The 18,014-nt window shown below is 35.4% G+C and carries 16 protein-coding genes and 1 other annotated feature; of the genes, 10 read left to right on the top strand and 6 right to left on the bottom strand.

Features of this window, described 5'->3' with window-relative positions; genetic code table 11:
- The first annotated feature begins 38 nt into the window (after nucleotides 1-38).
- Nucleotides 39-1,703 (top strand): M20/M25/M40 family metallo-hydrolase, encoded by a 1,665-nt coding sequence (locus ACHZK0_RS14265; protein WP_395760524.1) that lies wholly within the window; start codon nucleotides 39-41, stop codon nucleotides 1,701-1,703.
- 191 nt (nucleotides 1,704-1,894) lie between these two features.
- Here the strand turns inward: ACHZK0_RS14265 and proC are convergent, their stop codons facing one another.
- Complete coding sequence (proC, locus tag ACHZK0_RS14260; RefSeq protein ID WP_395760523.1) at nucleotides 1,895-2,713, bottom strand: pyrroline-5-carboxylate reductase; 819 nt, start codon at nucleotides 2,711-2,713, stop codon at nucleotides 1,895-1,897.
- A gap of 338 nt (nucleotides 2,714-3,051) precedes the next feature.
- Nucleotides 3,052-3,262, top strand: a binding site (T-box leader).
- 145 nt (nucleotides 3,263-3,407) lie between these two features.
- Here proC and proB point away from each other — a divergent pair.
- Together proB and ACHZK0_RS14250 are read left to right on the top strand one after the other, a co-directional pair.
- Complete coding sequence (proB, locus tag ACHZK0_RS14255; RefSeq protein WP_262742842.1) at nucleotides 3,408-4,511, top strand: glutamate 5-kinase; 1,104 nt, start codon at nucleotides 3,408-3,410, stop codon at nucleotides 4,509-4,511.
- Between the two features lie 31 nt (nucleotides 4,512-4,542).
- Nucleotides 4,543-5,787: a glutamate-5-semialdehyde dehydrogenase gene (locus tag ACHZK0_RS14250; protein WP_270343758.1), complete on the top strand. Its 1,245-nt coding sequence runs from the start codon at nucleotides 4,543-4,545 to the stop codon at nucleotides 5,785-5,787.
- 44 nt (nucleotides 5,788-5,831) lie between these two features.
- On the opposite strand, the gene ACHZK0_RS14245 is transcribed toward ACHZK0_RS14250, so the two are convergent.
- Both ACHZK0_RS14245 and ACHZK0_RS14240 read right to left on the bottom strand, forming a co-directional pair.
- Nucleotides 5,832-7,025 carry a nucleoside transporter C-terminal domain-containing protein gene (locus tag ACHZK0_RS14245; protein ID WP_262742844.1) on the bottom strand — a complete coding sequence of 398 codons (1,194 nt, stop codon included), beginning with the start codon at nucleotides 7,023-7,025 and terminating at the stop codon, nucleotides 5,832-5,834.
- 197 nt (nucleotides 7,026-7,222) lie between these two features.
- A complete protein-coding gene (locus ACHZK0_RS14240; RefSeq protein WP_395760522.1) occupies nucleotides 7,223-8,458 on the bottom strand; it encodes a helix-turn-helix domain-containing protein in 1,236 nt (411 codons plus the stop codon).
- A 173-nt stretch (nucleotides 8,459-8,631) separates the two neighbouring features.
- Here ACHZK0_RS14240 and ACHZK0_RS14235 point away from each other — a divergent pair, with 173 nt between their 5' ends.
- From ACHZK0_RS14235 to ACHZK0_RS14210, 6 genes are all read left to right on the top strand, one after another.
- Nucleotides 8,632-10,923, top strand: a complete 2,292-nt coding sequence (locus ACHZK0_RS14235) for a glycoside hydrolase family 3 C-terminal domain-containing protein (protein WP_395760521.1) — start codon at nucleotides 8,632-8,634, stop codon at nucleotides 10,921-10,923.
- Between the two features lie 142 nt (nucleotides 10,924-11,065).
- A complete protein-coding gene (locus ACHZK0_RS14230) occupies nucleotides 11,066-12,109 on the top strand; it encodes an ArsR/SmtB family transcription factor (protein WP_270343763.1) in 1,044 nt (347 codons plus the stop codon).
- Nucleotides 12,110-12,162: 53 nt separating this feature from the next.
- Nucleotides 12,163-13,371 (top strand): MFS transporter, encoded by a 1,209-nt coding sequence (locus tag ACHZK0_RS14225; protein WP_395760520.1) that lies wholly within the window; start codon nucleotides 12,163-12,165, stop codon nucleotides 13,369-13,371.
- A 96-nt stretch (nucleotides 13,372-13,467) separates the two neighbouring features.
- A complete protein-coding gene (gene hmoA / locus ACHZK0_RS14220) occupies nucleotides 13,468-13,794 on the top strand; it encodes a heme-degrading monooxygenase HmoA (RefSeq protein WP_000469503.1) in 327 nt (108 codons plus the stop codon).
- A 148-nt stretch (nucleotides 13,795-13,942) separates the two neighbouring features.
- Complete coding sequence (locus ACHZK0_RS14215) at nucleotides 13,943-14,647, top strand: nucleotidyltransferase domain-containing protein (RefSeq protein WP_270343765.1); 705 nt, start codon at nucleotides 13,943-13,945, stop codon at nucleotides 14,645-14,647.
- Between the two features lie 202 nt (nucleotides 14,648-14,849).
- Nucleotides 14,850-15,245: a VOC family protein gene (locus ACHZK0_RS14210; protein ID WP_262743209.1), complete on the top strand. Its 396-nt coding sequence runs from the start codon at nucleotides 14,850-14,852 to the stop codon at nucleotides 15,243-15,245.
- A 140-nt stretch (nucleotides 15,246-15,385) separates the two neighbouring features.
- Here the strand turns inward: ACHZK0_RS14210 and ACHZK0_RS14205 are convergent, their stop codons facing one another.
- Entirely contained in the window at nucleotides 15,386-15,988 is a 603-nt protein-coding gene (locus ACHZK0_RS14205; RefSeq protein WP_395760519.1) for a hypothetical protein, read from the bottom strand.
- A gap of 257 nt (nucleotides 15,989-16,245) precedes the next feature.
- Between ACHZK0_RS14205 and ACHZK0_RS14200 the strand changes: the two genes are divergently transcribed.
- Nucleotides 16,246-16,749: a GNAT family N-acetyltransferase gene (locus ACHZK0_RS14200; RefSeq protein ID WP_262743207.1), complete on the top strand. Its 504-nt coding sequence runs from the start codon at nucleotides 16,246-16,248 to the stop codon at nucleotides 16,747-16,749.
- 107 nt (nucleotides 16,750-16,856) lie between these two features.
- Here the strand turns inward: ACHZK0_RS14200 and lsrF are convergent, their stop codons facing one another.
- Both lsrF and ACHZK0_RS14190 read right to left on the bottom strand, forming a co-directional pair.
- On the bottom strand, nucleotides 16,857-17,639 hold the full coding sequence (gene lsrF, locus ACHZK0_RS14195) for a 3-hydroxy-5-phosphonooxypentane-2,4-dione thiolase (RefSeq protein ID WP_061679973.1): 783 nt from the start codon (nucleotides 17,637-17,639) through the stop codon (nucleotides 16,857-16,859).
- A 6-nt stretch (nucleotides 17,640-17,645) separates the two neighbouring features.
- A complete protein-coding gene (locus ACHZK0_RS14190; RefSeq protein WP_000909986.1) occupies nucleotides 17,646-18,008 on the bottom strand; it encodes a cupin domain-containing protein in 363 nt (120 codons plus the stop codon).
- Between the last annotated feature and the right edge of the window lie 6 nt (nucleotides 18,009-18,014).

Raw genomic sequence — 18,014 nt, 5'->3', positions numbered from 1 at the left:
CGTCATTTTTTATTCATATACTGGAATTCATTTTCATAATGCGGAAAAATAGGGGGATTACTATGTCAAAGTGGCAATCAAAAGAACAATTGATTCAATTATTAAGCGGTCTTGTTGAAATTCCTAGTATTACAGGTACAGAAGCTGAAGTTATATTGCCAGATTTTGTTGTGGAACAATTATCTGATTTACAGTACTTCAAAGAAAACCCGCATCATTTGCAAAAAAATCCGACAGGAGACGGACGATATTTTGTTACAGCCCTCGTAAAGAAAAGCGATAGTACAAAAAATACAGTAATTCTAGTTAGTCACTTTGATGTTGTAGATGTACAAGATTACGGCGTGTGGAAAGAAGATGCATTCAATCCTAAAAAGTTAACGTCTATGTTTTATTCTCATAAAGATGAACTACCAGATCATGTACGTGAGGATATAGAACAAGGAGATTGGTTATTTGGTAGAGGAACAATGGACATGAAATGCGGCCTTGCGTTACAAATAGCGATGATTGAGCAAGCTTGTGAAGGAAGATTTGACGGGAATGTTCTTTTGTTAGCTGTTCCAGATGAAGAAGTGAACTCTGTAGGGATGAGAGCTGCTGTTCCAAGACTACTAGAGTTAGCAAGAGAACATAACTTGGATTATAAAACGGTATTAAATTCAGAGCCTATGTTTTCACGACACCCTGGTGACCAAAATAAGTATATTTATACTGGTACTATTGGTAAAGTGTTACCTGGATTTCTTTGCTACGGAAAAGAGACACATGTAGGTGAACCATTTGCAGGCTTAAATGGGAGTTATATGGCTTCATTAATAACAGCAGAATTAGAGTTGAATACAGACCTTTGTGATATTGTAGAAGGGGAAGCGAGTCCTCCGCCAACTAACTTACTTCAAAGGGACTTAAAGGAGGATTATTCTGTCCAAATTCCGCATCGTGCTGTTACATTATTTAATTTGTTTTTACTAGAAAAATCAATGACAGATGTCGTTTCATTGTTACGTCAAAAAGTAACGAAAGTAGCAGAGAAAATAGAAGAATCATATGAAAAGCAAGCATATCGTTTTTCTAAATATAATCCGTTTATACCGCCTAATATGAAAGTAAATGTATTAACATATGAAGAGCTTATCGCTTATGCAATTGAACAATATGGGCAAGAGAAAATAGATGATATTCAATCTAGTATAATAGAAAATAGGGAAGATAAAGATGATCGTGCGGTAACAATTGATTTAGTAGATAAACTAGCTATTTTATGTAAAGAAAAGGCGCCGATGATTGTAGTTTTCTTTGCTCCGCCATATTATCCAGCTGTAAGTTCCCGTAACAACCCGTTAATTAAAGAAGTAGTTGCAGAAATGGAAAAGTATGCACATTACAATCATAACATTACATTTGAAAACCAAAATTATTTTGGAGGAATTTCAGATTTGAGCTATGTGGGCTTACAAAATCCACTAGATTCAATGAGTTCACTTGTAGACAATATGCCATTATGGGATAAAGGTTACTCGATTCCGCTTCAGGAATTAGAAGAGTTTGATGTTCCAGTATTAAATATGGGGCCGGTAGGAAAAGATGCACATCAATGGACAGAACGTCTAGATGTAAATTACGCATTTGAAACATTATTAGATATGTTACCGAAATGTATTGAAAAATTACTTATTTCTAATAAAATTACACAATCATAGTAGGGAATAAGGAAGGGATAAAACTAAAATCTCAAAAGAAGAGATAAATAAAATTATCTCAATATAACCAAAAGAACGGACAAACTCAAGTATCTATGAGTTTGTCCGTTTATCATTTAGTGAAAGCGAGAGAGTACGTAATACACTATTTTTTAACTAAATTCATAACAAATGTAATCTCTTTTATCGTTTTATTTTTTTGTTTGACCAGACAGTTCAACAGACTTTTGTGTACAGCGTTTCATTGCTGAAATGATAGCTGTTCGTAAGCCTTTTTCCTCTAATGTTGCTACAGCTTCTATCGTTGTTCCACCAGGAGAACAAACCATATCTTTCAATTCACCTGGATGTATTCCTGTTTCTAGTACCATTTTAGCAGAGCCTAATACAGCTTGAGCTGCGAATTTATATGCTTGACTTCTTGGCATACCGTCTAGTACAGCAGCATCTGCCATCGCCTCTATAATCATATATACGTATGCTGGTGAAGAACCACTTACTGATGTAACAACATCCATTAATTTTTCACTTACGATCTCTGCTTGACCAAAGCTATTGAAAATGTTTAGCACATCTTCTAAATCTTTTTCTGTCACCATTTCATTAGGACATAATGCAGACATTCCTTCTCCAACAAGAGCAGGGGTATTAGGCATTACACGTACAACTTTTAATTTCTTATCAAAAGATTCCTCTGTACTTTTGATGCTTTTTCCAGCAGCGATTGTTACGATGATAACATCGTTTTTGATTACTTCTTTGATTTCGTTAATGATTGATGCGTATAGGTCTGGTTTAATTGATAAAATTAAAATATCAGCATTTTTAGCTACTTCATTATTGTCAGTAGTCGTAGTTAGCCCATATTTTTCGCTAGCGTGTTTTAAATTCGTAGTGTTTAAATCCGAACAAATAACATGATTTGCAGACACTATCTTTTTGTTTAGCATCCCGCCAATGATAGCCATCCCCATATTTCCGCATCCGATGAATCCAATTTGTTTGTCCATAATTACTCAATCTTGCTCCTTTTATAATAAATTATATCCTTTTGAAATTATTATCTTAAAATAACAATAACATCTACATGCAATATAAAGAAACATTCTAAGAGAATATATTCCTTTTTGCAACACCAAAAGTTAAAAATCAATTATATTCGACATTATGTAAATATATACACTTTAATTTAAGGTACTATGTTGATGAATCTGAGTTAAATTTATATCGATTTGTATTTTCATTCAGTAGGGTAATAATCTCATACAAATAATTTGCCGCTCTATTTATTTTTATAATACCTCTTGACACCAAATTAAATTATATCGCATAATATAAAAAATTAAACCGAAAATCGTTGAAGGGAAATAGTACATATGTCTTCTTGCGAAAGAGAGTGGAATTCACCGGCTGAAAGATTCCTCGTATAGAATATATCGAACCTATCCCTGAGTCTTAAATGAAAGTTTAAGCGTTCGCCTGCGTTATAGGCGCCAAGTGGATATCTATGTATATCAATTAAGGTGGTACCGCGGAACAATGACCGTTTCGTCCTTTTTATTTTATTAAGGGCGAAGCGGTCATTTTTATTTTGCTCTTTAATAGGCTAGGTGCAGCATTTGTGAGAATAGAAGTCGCTGCAAGCCGAATGAATAAAAGTGTAATCTATAAAAAACTTTGATTTTAGACTTGGGGGATATAAAAGTGAAAAAACAACGAATTGTTGTAAAGATTGGGAGCAGTTCCTTGGCAGATAGTCACGGAGGCATTTCTAAAGAACAACTTTCAGATCACGTTGCTGCATTGGCTCGATTGAAAGAAGAAGGGCATGAAGTTTTGTTAATTACATCTGGGGCCGTCGCTGCAGGTTTTTCTGCTCTAGGCTATCCTAGCAGACCTGTGACGATTAAAGGAAAACAGGCTGCTGCTGCTGTTGGACAAAGTTTGTTAATGCAGGCGTACACGGAGGAATTTCGTAAATATGACATCGTTACTGCGCAACTATTGCTGACGAGAAGTGATTTTTCTAGAAAAGAACAATATAGTAATGCTTACGCTACTTTAGGAGAGTTACTAAACCGTTCTGCTCTTCCAATCATTAATGAAAATGATTCCATCTCATTAGAGGAGCTGACGTTTGGTGATAACGATATGCTGTCAGCTTTAGTAGGCGGGCTTGTTTCAGCAGATATGCTAATGATTTTTACGGATGTGAACGGTTTATACGACAAAAATCCTCAGAAAAATGTGGATGCGAAAAAGTATTATTTCCTTCCTGAAGTTACAGAAGAAATCGCTTCTCTTGCAGGAGATGCTGGGTCCAAACTTGGGACTGGCGGTATGAAATCAAAAATTGATGCTGCGAAGACGGCACTTTCTCTGGGCGTGAGTGTATTTATCGGAACAGGGCGTGGACAAGAGAAATTTGTAGATGTTTTAAAGGGCAAAGGTGATGGAACGTATGTCGGAAATGCTCCTCAAAAAGAAATGAAGATGAACAAGCAATGGATTGCTTTGCATTCGCTTGTTAGCGGACAAATTGAAATAGATGCTGGAGCAGCTACTGCTATCATTCAGCATGGTAAGAGTCTTCTTCCTGCTGGCGTTACAAATGTGTCAGGATTTTTCAAAGTTGGCGATGTCGTAGAAGTTATGACACAACAAGGGCGCGTCATTGGAAAAGGGCAATGCACATATAGCGCAGAGGAACTAAGAGATGTAAAAGGTATGCAAAGCCAAGATATTCAAGCAAGAGGCGATAGGCATAATTATGAAGTCATTCACAGAGATTATTGGGTTTCACTTTAAGAATAGTGATTTTAAAAAGGAGGAAATAAAAATGAATGAAGTGTTGGCAAAAGGAAAAAAAGCGAAAGAAATTGCTAGAGAACTTGTACTAAAATCTACAAATCAAAAAAATGAAGCACTTGCTGCAATTGCGGATCAGTTAAGAGTAGAAGTAGCTTATATTTTAGAGGAAAACAAACGTGATTTAGAAGAAGGTAAGGCAAAAGGATTTTCTGATTCACTTCTAGATCGTCTAATGTTGAATGAACAGCGTATTATTGATATGGCAGAGGGGATTAAGCAGTTAATTGAATTACGTGATCCTGTTGGAGGATGTGTAAGTGAATGGGAGCGACCAAATGGATTATTTATTCAGGAGATACGTGTACCACTGGGTGTTGTTGGTATGATATACGAAGCAAGGCCGAATGTAACAGTAGATGCTGCTACCATTTGTTTGAAGACAGGAAACGCAGTAATATTACGCGGTAGTTCTTCTGCTATCAATTCTAACAAAGCTATCGTTGCTGTTATTCACCGAGCGCTCAAACAAACAAGCTTGCCTCCAGAAAGTGTACAGCTTATAGAAGATACAACGCGGGATAGCGCAAAGCAGTTGTTTACATTAAACGATTACCTAGATGTTCTTATTCCAAGAGGTGGCAAACAATTAATTGATACTGTAGTGAGAGAAGCGTCTGTTCCAGTACTTGAAACGGGTGCAGGAAATTGTCATATTTTCATTGATGAAACAGCGAATAAACAAATGGCAATTGATATTATTATAAATGCAAAAACGCAGCGTCCATCTGTATGTAATGCAATTGAAACGATTGTACTTCATGAGAAGTGGGCGCAGCAATTTGGTAGCGAATTGTTTTCATCATTGAAGGAAAAAGGCGTGGAGTTACGTGGTGATCAAAAAGCACTGGCGATTGATTCTTCAATTGTACTTGCTTCAGAAGAAGACTGGGGTACTGAATTTTTATCACTCACGCTGGCAGTGAAAGTAGTTTCTTCTATAGAAGAAGCGATTCATCACATAAATACGTATGGATCTATGCATTCTGAAGCAATTATTACAGAAGACGAGGAAAACGTCGGTAAATTCTTCACAGCTGTAGATGCGGCTGCACTGTATCATAATGCATCAACTCGTTTTACTGATGGATCTGAATTCGGATTCGGCGCAGAAATTGGCATCAGTACACAAAAGCTACATGTAAGGGGACCGATGGGACTTCCTGCATTAACTTCTACTAAATACGTGATTCGTGGAAATGGACAAATTCGATAATAATAATAAAAGACACTCAATTACCTTGAGTGTCTTTTATATATTTACCATACAAATAGTCCAACGAGCATAGCACTTAATAAGGATACAGCCATTCCGCTAACAAGAAGCTTCCAAACATTTTTACCGATTATGGATGATTTTTCTCCGCCAAATAATGAATTGTAAGTTCCGTAAATCATACCTACTGTACTAAAGTTAGCAAAAGAAGCTAGAAATGTCGTTGCAACCGCAATCGTATGTGGTTGTAACGACTTTAGATTCGATTTTAAATCCATCATGGCAACAAATTCATTCGTGGTTATTTTGATCCCCATTAATTCAGCTACATACATAGCATCATTGCCTGATAAGCCGAGTAAGAAAGCAAAGGGACTAAAGATAATAGAAAAGATTTTTTGAATTGTTAGGCCTGTTATGAAAAAGCTTAAAATACCGTTTAAACATGCAGTTAGTGCCACGTAACCAATTACCATAGCTAAAATAACGATAACCATATTCATCCCGACTAACATACTGTTTGAAATAGTAGAAAAGAAATCTTTTTTTTCATCTTTTGAAGGTGTATATACGACATCATCTTCTTTCGTAACTTCCACAGGATTTAATACATTGGCCAAAATTAATGCGTTAATACAGTTTAAAGGGATTGCGCTGAAAATATATGTTGCCGGAACCATTGATAAATAAGCACCAAGAATGGATCCGCTAACGCTACTCATACTCATAATTCCAAAAGTTAATAAACGATTTTCTTTTAAAACAGATAATTGATCACGGACAACGGCAAGTGCTTCAGTGTTTCCTAAAAACATCATTTGAATCGAAAAGAAACTTTCTAACTTTGGTAAACGAGAAATCTTTGAAATAATTGCACCTACTTTATCAATAATCCAAGTTAAGATTCCAAAATAAGAAAGAATATCAAAGAACGTGATAACAAAAATGATAGGAAGTAATGCACTAAAGAAGAAATCAACAGTTTGATTTTCCATAGCGGAAGGAAATGCAAACCGAATACCTTCATTCGCGCATGATAGTAACCAACTGAAAAATGAAGCAATTTTATTAATGATAATACTGCCAAGCTTCGTACCTAACATAAACCACGTAATAAAGAGCTCCAATATGATGAGAATAACGATTGGTCTCCATTTTATTTGTTTTTTATTAGGCGAACATAGGAAAACGAATAAGATTACAATGAAAATCCCTAACATATTTAATATGAAATGCATCTCAACAACTCCTTGAGAGTTATTATTTGTATATAAAAAAGCTCCTATTCTTCCTAATTTAGATTACAACGAAAAGTTATGAAGAATGTAAATGATGTTAGGGATCCATTCATATTGTTTTTAAATACTGAAAAAGAACCATAGCAAACAAGCAGGTAGAATTGAAAGGTTTTTAAGTAACGAGTAGAAAAGGGAAACTAATAACTAAATCCATTTTTAAATTGTTTAGGTGAAACACCTGTATGTTTTTTAAAGACTTTTGTAAAATGGCTCTGGTCATGGAAATTTAATAGTGTAGAAATTTCGGATATAGAATGTTTTGTGTAGGTCATTAAACTTTTTGACTCATCGATTTTAGCGCGCTGTATATATTCGCCTAGTGACATTCCGATTTCTTTTTTGAAAAGAGAAGATAGATAACTAGGATTTAATCCGACTATTTGTGCAAGTTGAGATAGTGTAATTTCTTCGTAAAGATGAGTAAATATATAATTTTGACATACGTTTATAGGTTTTGAGTGTTTTTGTATCGTTCCATTCTTTACTCGTTCTGAGAACTCAAGTAAAGCAGTCTCCAAAAATGGAAAAATGGCTTCACTTTTATTTATTTCTTCGAGTTTTTGAATAAATAAATCACTAAGTGTATATGCGATTTCAGGAAATAGTCCACCATCTATAGCTGACCTTGTCGCAAGTGTAATTGCTGCGATGGCAGAGTTTTTCTGGCTGCGCAAGTGACTTGTTTTTGACAATACCCCAAGATCTCCTGATTCAGGTAGACTCCTTAAATTTTTAATTAAATCATCTTTTTTTCCCTGCTTAATACATTCAAATATTTTTCTTTCAGCCTGAGGGTCAATATGAGTTAATGTACTTTGACGTTGCGTCGATATATGTATATCGGGTTGTTCAATTTCAAATTCTGTTTTTTTTACTAGTATATTTTTTTGCAGAATATCAGCAATGTCTAATTTTTGTTGATACAACATGTAATATAAAATCATACTTACATTTATAAATTTCAAACTGCTTAAAATAGGGAGGGATTGATAATATTGAACCATTTCCTCCGTGTTTATTTTTAGATGAAGATCATTTATGAGACCTTTAATGGAGGCTTCCGATAGTTTGGAATAAAGTACGGGTCCAACGATAATGTTCCCACTAAGTTGATCATTCAAACGTAAGTTAATGGAGAAAAAATTTTCAAGAAAAGAAGTTTCTTCTAGTACCGGGAAATTATAAGCGGAATTTTCTTTGAATAGTTGATTACATAACTGCTCTTTTGAAGAATAGAAAGGGTGCTGCTGAAAATTAGGCGAGATTTCAAATGCCAAATTGCCTTTGTTATCAATAAAAAAGATAGGTGTTTTATGTATGTCAAAGACTAACTTACAAATATAATATAAATCTTCTAGTTTGGAGCCATTCATGATTTTAACCTCTATTCTATAAAAATTAGCCAGTGTGAGTGCGGATAGTCATAAATAATTAACTGAAATTTTTACAAGTATTCTAAAGAATATACCATAATATCTAAAAAATAATAACTATAATAACGTTAGGAAAGCGTTTACTTAATTGCTTTTTAGGAGGGCTATCTATTATGACAAGAGATATCAAGAGAATTATTTCGCAAATGACATTAGAAGAGAAGGCAAGTCTATGTTCTGGATTAGACTTTTGGAATACAAAAGGAATTGAGCGATTAGGAATTCCTTCTATTATGGTAACTGACGGACCACATGGTCTTAGAAAACAAGCAGAGGGAGCAGATCACTTAGGGATTTATAACAGCATCCCGTCGACTTGTTTCCCATCGGCAGTAGGGTTAGCAAGTACATGGAATAAAGAGCTAATCAATCAAGTAGGGGTTGCATTAGGAGAAGAATGTCAGGCTGAAAATGTAGGGGTTCTTCTTGGTCCAGGTGCAAATATAAAACGTTCGCCACTATGTGGAAGAAACTTCGAATATTTTTCAGAGGATCCATATTTATCATCACAAATGGCTGCAAACCATGTTAAAGGTGTACAAAGTCAAGGGGTTGGAACATCATTAAAACATTTCGCTGCTAATAACCAGGAGCATCGCAGAATGTCTGTAGATGCAATTGTTGATGAAAGAACATTGCGTGAAATTTATCTTGCTAGTTTTGAAGATGTTATTAAGGAAGCACAGCCTTGGACAGTAATGAGTGCTTACAACAAAATAAATGGAGAATACGCTTCGGAAAATACGTATTTATTAAATGATATTTTAAAAGATGAATGGGGATTTGAAGGCTTTGTTGTATCTGATTGGGGCGCAGTAAATGAGCGTGTTGCAAGTTTAGCGAACGGCTTGGAGTTAGAAATGCCTTCAAGCTTTGGGATTGGTGAGAAGAAAATTATTGATGCAGTTAACGGTGGTGAGTTATCTGAAGAAAAGCTTGATCAATCAGTAGAGCGTCTTCTCAACATTATTTTTAAAGCCGTGGATAATCAATTAGAAAATGCTGTGTATAGTAAGGAAGCGCATCATCAGCTTGCAAGAGAAGTTGCAAGTGAAAGTATGGTGATGTTACAAAATGAAGATTCCATCCTTCCGTTGAAAAAAGAAGGAACAGTAGCAGTAATTGGCGAGTTTGCAAAGCAACCACGTTATCAAGGCGGTGGAAGCTCTCATATTAATCCAACAAAGCTTGAAAGTATTCTTGAAGAAATTGAAATGGTATCAGGTGAAAAAACGAATATTTTATTTGCACAAGGCTATGACCTTGCAAGTGATGATGTGGATGAAAACATGATTAATGAAGCGAAAAAAGTAGCAGAGAGTGCAGATACAGCTGTTCTTTTCGTTGGACTTCCAGATCGTTATGAATCAGAAGGATTTGATCGAAAACATTTACAAATGCCAAAAAATCACGTGCAATTAATTGAAGCTATCGCTAAAGTACAAAATAATATCGTTATAGTTTTAAGTAACGGTGCGCCAATTGAAATGCCATGGATAGGCAAAGTAAAAGGAATACTTGAAGGCTATTTAGGAGGGCAAGCGTTAGGCGGAGCGATTGCTGATATATTATTTGGGGACGCGAACCCAAGTGGGAAACTAGCAGAAACATTCCCGAAAGTGTTAAGCGATAACCCATCTTACTTAAACTTCCCTGGTGAAGGTGACAAAGTGGAATATAAAGAAGGTGTGTTCGTCGGCTATCGTTATTACGATAAGAAAAAGATTGAACCATTGTTCCCATTTGGTTTTGGATTAAGCTATACAAACTTTGAATATAGTAATCTTTCAATCGATAAGAAAGAAATAAAAGATACGGATACGGTTTCTGTTCGTGTAAACGTGAAAAATACTGGTAGTATAGCAGGGAAAGAAATTGTTCAGCTTTATATAAAAGATGTTGAAAGCAGTATGATTCGTCCTGAAAAAGAATTAAAAGGGTTTGAAAAAGTAGAATTGCAACCGGGAGAAGAAAAAACGGTTAGTTTTATTCTAAATAAACGATCATTTGCTTATTACAATGTTGAATGGAAGGACTGGCATGTTGAAACTGGTGAATTCGAAATTTTAGTAGGGAAATCTTCAAAAGAGATTGTTTTACATGATAGCATTTTTGTTCAATCAACAACTATAATTCGAAAACCTGTACATCGTAATACGTTACTAGGGGAAATATTTATGGCCCCAACCTTAGCGCCAATCGCAAAAGAGCTTATGGAAAAAGCATTAAAAGACAGCCCGTTTAGTAGTATGGCTGAAGGGGATAGTGATGCCTCTGAAATGATGGAGGCTATGCTGAACTATATGCCGTTACGAGCGTTAGTGAACTTTAGCGCCGGTGCTTTTACTGAAGAAATGTTGAGTGAAATCATTGGGCTATTAAACGATGCGCAAATGAATCAATAAGTAACGAATAACATAAAAAACGCAGCTTGCAACTAAACTGCGTTTTTTTTACATTCGATAAAGTTTTAAAATTCTAAAAAAATAGAAGGTATAATTCGATAAAAATAGAATTTAATACGTAGTAAAATAAGGAGGGGATAAAATGGAAGTCTTTCACGTAGCGAGTAGAAAGAGGGAAACGTACAATGTTCAAATAAAGTATTCGATACTATTCGAATGTGCACTAGGCATTGCGGCAATTACTCATAAAAGGTTAATCGATACTCTTGAAAAGAATCAAAATGAATGGGAAGAAATTAAGGAATCATTAACAGAAGAAATGAGAGAGCACTTACTGTTTGTAGAAGAACATAATACGTGGAAAGCGTTGCTTCAGTTATTGTACGAAAGAGAGTTTCAGGACTTATCACAGTTTCATGCTACAATCGATTCGCTTTCAGAAGAAGATTTGAAGTATATATGTTTACCGTTTTTAGGTGAGAAGTATGAAGAGAAAAGACATTTAGCAGCAAGTGGAGACGTAACTGCAATACATGAACTAATGGAACTGACACATGATCATCAGTTTTTCTCCGCGTATATTCGTTTTATATGTGATGTTCATGTACAAGCGCTGAAATCTCATTTAATCGCTGTTATGACAGGATGGTATGAAAGTGTTATTCAGAAAGAGGAAGAGCAAATACTATCTATATTAAAACGGGATTATGAAGCGAAAAATGAAATGAATAAAAAGATGAAACCAGAGGAGTTTGTCGAGTGGGCGACCGGTGGTGTGCACTATATGCCAGAGCCAAGTGTTCATTACGTACTTCTTATCCCGCAAATGATATACAGACCGTGGAATATTGAGGCGGATATTGAAGATACGAAAGTATTTCATTACCCAGTCGCAAACGAAAGTATCCATCCTGAAGATCTGTATGAACCGAATTATTTTTTAGTTCAAAAACATAAAGCACTTGGGGATGAAGCGAGATTACGCATTGTAAAAATGTTGTTCGAAAAAGAACGAACATTGCAGGAAATTACAGAAAGACTGCAACTCGGTAAATCGACAGTACACCATCATTTGAAATTGTTGCGTGCAGCGAAGTTAGTTGATATACATGACGGGAAATATGTATTAAGAAAGAAAGCAGTACAGTCGTTAGCGAAAGAATTAGATGCGTTTTTAAATAGATAATATGCAACTAGAGAATGTACATAAAGGGAGGAATTTAATAGAAAAGTTGGTGTATGAAATTGAAAAATCGTTCGTTTTTTTTTATGTGGATTGGAAGCGCGATTTCAGAATTGGGCGGGGCTTTCGGAACGATATGTAATTCGATTCTTGTTTACGAATTAACAGGGTCAAAAACAGCATTAAGTAGTATGTGGTTACTATATTTTATCCCATCGCTCATACTGCAACTTATAAGTGGTCCATTTATTGATAAATGGAGCCGGAAGTGGATTATGATATTTTCGCAATGGATACGGGCTTCAGTTTTTTTACTACCGTTAGTCATGCTACTTACTAGTAGTATAGAAGTTTGGCATGTGTATGTCGTACAAATTATAATCGGGCTTATTACGCCGCTGTATACACCTGCAAGTCAAGCGATTACACCGAGCATTGTAAATGAAGAACAACTTCAAGACGCAAATGCATATATTGATGGGATGGCTCGACTTATGATGTTTCTTGGACCAATATTAGGCGGAGTGACCATTCATTTGATTGGAGTAGAACTTACACTATCTTTCGTATGTATTTGTCTATTTGTTAGTGGCGCTTTTTTACTTTATATAAAAGAAAAGCGAACAACACAATCCATTCGGAAAACGTGGCTAGAACAGTTTCTTCACGGTTTTACATATTTTTTCACAAAACCAGTTATCGTTTGGCTCGGTTTCTTTCTTACTTTCGTGCAATTTGGGGTGGGGGTAACGCTGGTTACAAATCTTCCTTATATAAAAGATGAGCTGTCAGCAGGGTATGCGGAGTTTGGTTATTTTATGGCTGGTTTCCCGTTTGGCTATGTAATTGGATCTATACTAGTCGGAAAAGTAGCATATAAAAGCCGGCGTATACTTATGCTTGGTGGATTGTTTATAGGAGGACTAACATACATTTCTCTAGGGTTCAATCATAGTATAGTAATTGCGGTGTTCATTGAAGTAGTTGCAGGCATTTGTATTTCATTTTTCAATGTTCATAACACAACAATTTGCCAACAAACAGTACCAAACAATATGATAGGACAAATATTTTCAGTGCGTTTATTTTTCATAAGATCCGCTATGCCGTTAGGTGTGTTATTAGGAGGCATTTTAAGTGAAATATGGGGAATAAGAGCACTATACTTTATTATCGGTGCGATTATATGTGTTACTTCTTTAATAGGATTATTCCTTCCATATTTCAAATTTTTAGATGAAGCTGTTGAAGAGAAAACAGCATAATTCAAACAATTAAAACTTTTTAATTGAAAATAATTATCATAATCAACTATAATAGAAGAATACTAGTATTCGTATTAAAAAGAGGGAGTGGAATATATGTTTATCGAAACGAAAACATTTACAGTAAAAGAAGGTACATCAAATATAGTTGTAGAACGTTTCACTGGAGAAGGTATTATTGAAAAATTTGAAGGATTCATCGACTTAAGTGTTCTTGTGAAAAAAGTAAGACGCGGAGATGAAGAAGTTGTCGTTATGATTCGCTGGGAATCTGAAGAAGCATGGAAAAACTGGGAAACAAGTGAAGAACATTTAGCAGGGCATAGAGCGAGTCGTGGTAAACCAAAACCAGATCATATCATTAACGTTGATCACGCAGTTTATTATGTAAAATCATCGAAAGCGGCTTATCAACAGTCGTAATATATATGTAAAGGTAGAGGATATTTGTTTAGTAATAAACAAATATCCTCTTTTTTTGATTTATAGTAAAATATGGATGTGATATATGTTTTATTGTTTCGTTATAAATGGAGGTAAATGAAGTGAAAAAAATGTTTGGAGGTTACAAATGTTAGAAGCACAAACATCTATTAAACATGAACAACATAAAAAATTAGTACAAACAATAGTAGCTGAAATCTTATCAATAGATAAGGTAACTGGGTGTATGCTTATCGGTTCTGTCGCAAGAGGCGATGCATATCCTGATTCGGATTTAGACTTATATATTCTGTTAGAGGACGGACAAAAGAAGAAATTTCATTCTGAAACTAGAGAAGATATTTTAGTTGAATATAAGTATGCAGACGTTAATCAAATACTAGTAAACTTTAAAAACAATCCGATGGAACTATACTCATTTTTAGAAGGGAAAATTTTATTTGATAAAAGCGGCGAGTTGAAAAGGTTAAAGGAGATAGCTACCTATGAATTTGAAAACTATCGTGTTTCTAGTGGCAAAGTGAAAGGTATTTCTCATTGGTTGCATAGTTCGCTCATTAAAATTCAATCTGCTTTGAAAGCAAATGATGAGTTAAAAGCTTCATACATCGTTCATACGTCAACGTGGACATTGTTAGAAGGGATATGGGCTATTAATAACCAACCCACGCCGCCAGCGGGTTCGGTTTTAAGGTATATTCAAGCGTTGCCTAATAAACCAATTCAATTGGAGGTATTGCTTCAAAAACTATTTTTAGGTGCTACGAAAGAACGTACCTCTTCAGCAATTTTCTTGATTGAGTGGGTTTTACATAATTTGAAAAGTAAATAATGCGGCTATTTTATATAGTACATTAATATTTCACGTTGAATGGTTCATGTAATTGCATTCATTAAAAAATGTTCTAGGTCATAGAGAAAAGTATTAGACTATAAAGCATAGTCTTAGATGGAACGCTTGAATATCTTACCTTGCATATTTAAGTGTTACGAAAATGAGTCTACATACCCTGTGCTTAAAAGGAGATGAGTGAATGAAGTTAAATCATTTGAATCTATGTGTTGATGATTTATCAGAAGCGAGACATTTCTTTGAAACATTTTTTGATTTTCAATTTTTGGAGCAAAAGGGAAAGGCACTAGTAGTGATGAGTGATGAGAGTGGATTTCTACTTGTACTAAGCGACCCAAAAGCATTTAAGGGAAATAAGGAAGTTATGTATCCTGAAGCTTTTCATATTGGTTTTTTAGTGGATACTTCAAATGAAGTTGATCAAGCATATAATCGTTTAGTATCTGGCGGCATTGAAATAGAAAAGGCACCGTATTCTATGAGAGGTAGTAGTTACGGTTTTTATTTTACAATGTTTAACGGATTGTTAATTGAAGTGTCCTGCCTTGACTATAAAGATGGTAAGAAAATTCAATAGCAACCAACAAGAGTAATTATTTAATGTTGTAAATATAGCCCCTTATCCAGTTTGGAAAGGGGCTTAATCATTTTAAGGGACATAAAAGTAAAAATAAACGAATTTTAGTCAGGAAAAGGGTTTGTGAGACAGCCTTTTTATTAATCTATCTGAATCTCAAATTCAATCACAGCTTGATCTTTCCTAAACGGTAGATTAAGTTCTTTAAATCGTAAGCTTATTCCAGAAAAATTATCAGAAAGGGCAGGAGATATAACGAAATGATGACTAAAATGTCCATCAGTTCCTCCACCACATTCTGGCCAGCAATCATATGTATCATCTATTGATAATTGGAAGAAACTATGAGGTTTATTTTCATTAAAAACTTCATCAGTGGAATCCCAATCGCTATATAAATAAACTACACTAGCATTTGCATATTGCCGAATAAAAGTTACTGTATACATGATACCATTATGTTCATGTGTTTTAAAAACCGGTATATATTTTTGGAATGTAGTTGGTTCAACGCGAGGTTTAAATTCCCCTTCGTCCATCATGGATGAGAAAAGTGAATTTAGATAATCTAGATAGAATCCGTATTGCTTTGCCCATTTGTAAATCGCTTCATCATGTGGAAAACCTGGATCACCACCTGAAAGTTCTTTCCGTTCTTTTAATAGGGCACAAATTTTTTCATCGATAGTATATAATCTTTCATCGTAATAATCAGTAGGGCGCTCAAAACTCATTCTTTTCATAATTATTCCTCCTTTTCTTTATTTTAACAAAAAGGAAAGGGCGATACATTTTTAAATATAAATATTAATTGTAAATGTAAGATCATTCATAACTCAAATATTGTAGATTTAAAATGAAGTCTGATAACAAGGTCTATTTTGCAGAGGAATTGCTTATGCATAAAATAATAATAATGTATGAATCAAGCAGGTTTCCCATATGGTAAAGTACGAAACTATTATAAGTAGTACAGTGATATGAATAGGAGGTTACCGCTATGACAGCTGTATTTAAAGCTATGGCATTCCAGCTAAAAACGGAACGACTCGACCTGAATATGTGGGAGGAATCAGATGCAGTCTGGCTGAGGAAATTAATTGGTGAACGTGGTGTGGACATGCCAACCATTGAATCTGTTCGTAGCTCTCTTATCGAAATGCGCAAGAAAGCAACTGAAAATGGTATTTCTCTACTTACTATACGTAGGCGAGAAGAAGGGGATTTCATCGGATATTGCGGCTTAATCATCGGTCGTTCCACGCTTGAAGAGCCGGAGATTGCATATGAGTTGTTCCAAAGTGCTCATCGCAAAGGTTATGCGACAGAGGCAGCATCAGCAGTGCTTGAGGCTGCGATTGCTACGGGTCGTCATAGACTTTGGTCTACTGTAGGTGCTTGGAATACAGCGTCTTTCCGAGTATTAGAAAAGATAGGATTTAAGCGACATCACAGTACGTTTGGTGAACGCGGTGAGATTGTTTGGAATGTGCGCGATCTGTAGATTAAATTCAAAACAATGAAAAATGTAAAAGAAAGCCCATATGTTAGATTACTGAGTAATCTAACATATGGGCTTTTCCTTTAAATGCAATAGTTTGTTCGTTTGTTTTAATTTTTTACATCTTCATATAATTGGAGTGCCTCTTTCACATTCATTCCATTCTTCACAATGCCATGAATCGCTTGAATCATGGCAGCAGGATGTTCAGATTGCCATATGTTTCGGCCCATGTCTACGCCGATTGCGCCTTCTTGCAGTGCATTGTACGTAATGTTTAATGCGTCTTCAATTGAATCTAGTTTTGGACCACCAGCGATTACAACAGGGGCAGGGCAAGTGCTTGTTATTTTTTCGAATCCTTCGCAGTAATACGTTTTAATAATGTCAGCACCCATTTCAACACATACACGGGAAGCGAGTGCTAGAAAGCGTGCTTCACGTTTTTGTAATTCTTTCGCAACAGCAGTAATACCGAGAACTGGTAGACCGTAATCGTGAGCTTCTGAAACTACATTTGCGAGATTTGATACGGTTTGTGTTTCATAGTCTGATCCGACGAAAACAGAAACACCGACGCCAATTGCGTTTTGTTTTACTGCTTCTTTTACTGGTGTAACAATTGTTTCATTCGCTAAATCTTTACCGACGACAGTAGCTCCGCCTGATACACGCATAACCATTGGTGTGCTGCAGTTTTCAGGAATACAGGAGCTAAGTACACCACGCGTTAAAAAGAGGGAATCTGTGTAAGGAAGTAAGTTTTTAACTGTTTCAAGTGGCTGTTCTAGCCCATGAATTGGTCCTAAAAAGTAGCCGTGATCTATCGCTAACATAACCGCTCTTCCATCAGGTAAAATTGTATTTAATCGATTTTTAAATCCCCAAGTCATTAGAAATCACTCCTTCGTTAATGTTGGATTTTCCGTTTGTACCGTATCCTTATTTGGTAAATGTGGTGACTTAATAAAAACTGCTTTAAAAGGTTTGTCAGAATGGTTAATAAGATAGTGAGATTCATGAGGGCGGACTTGCAACACATCGCCTTGTTTAATCGGAACTCTTTCGTTATTCACATAGAAATCAATTTCACCTTCTAATGCATAAAAGACTTCCTCGCACGTCGTATGGTAGTGATTTTGAAACTCTTGCCCAGGCTGAATGACAACAAGGCCAAGATCAATATTCGGCCCTTGTATTAAATATTTCGGCCCATTATCACCGAAGCGATAAGAGAAGTCATTTTCATTCGCTTTTAACATACTTTT

It is taken from the genome of Bacillus sp. 3G2 (assembly GCF_044324725.1).
GTDB lineage: Bacteria > Bacillota > Bacilli > Bacillales > Bacillaceae_G > Bacillus_A > Bacillus_A mobilis.
This window is presented reverse-complemented; position numbering and strand designations above follow the sequence as displayed.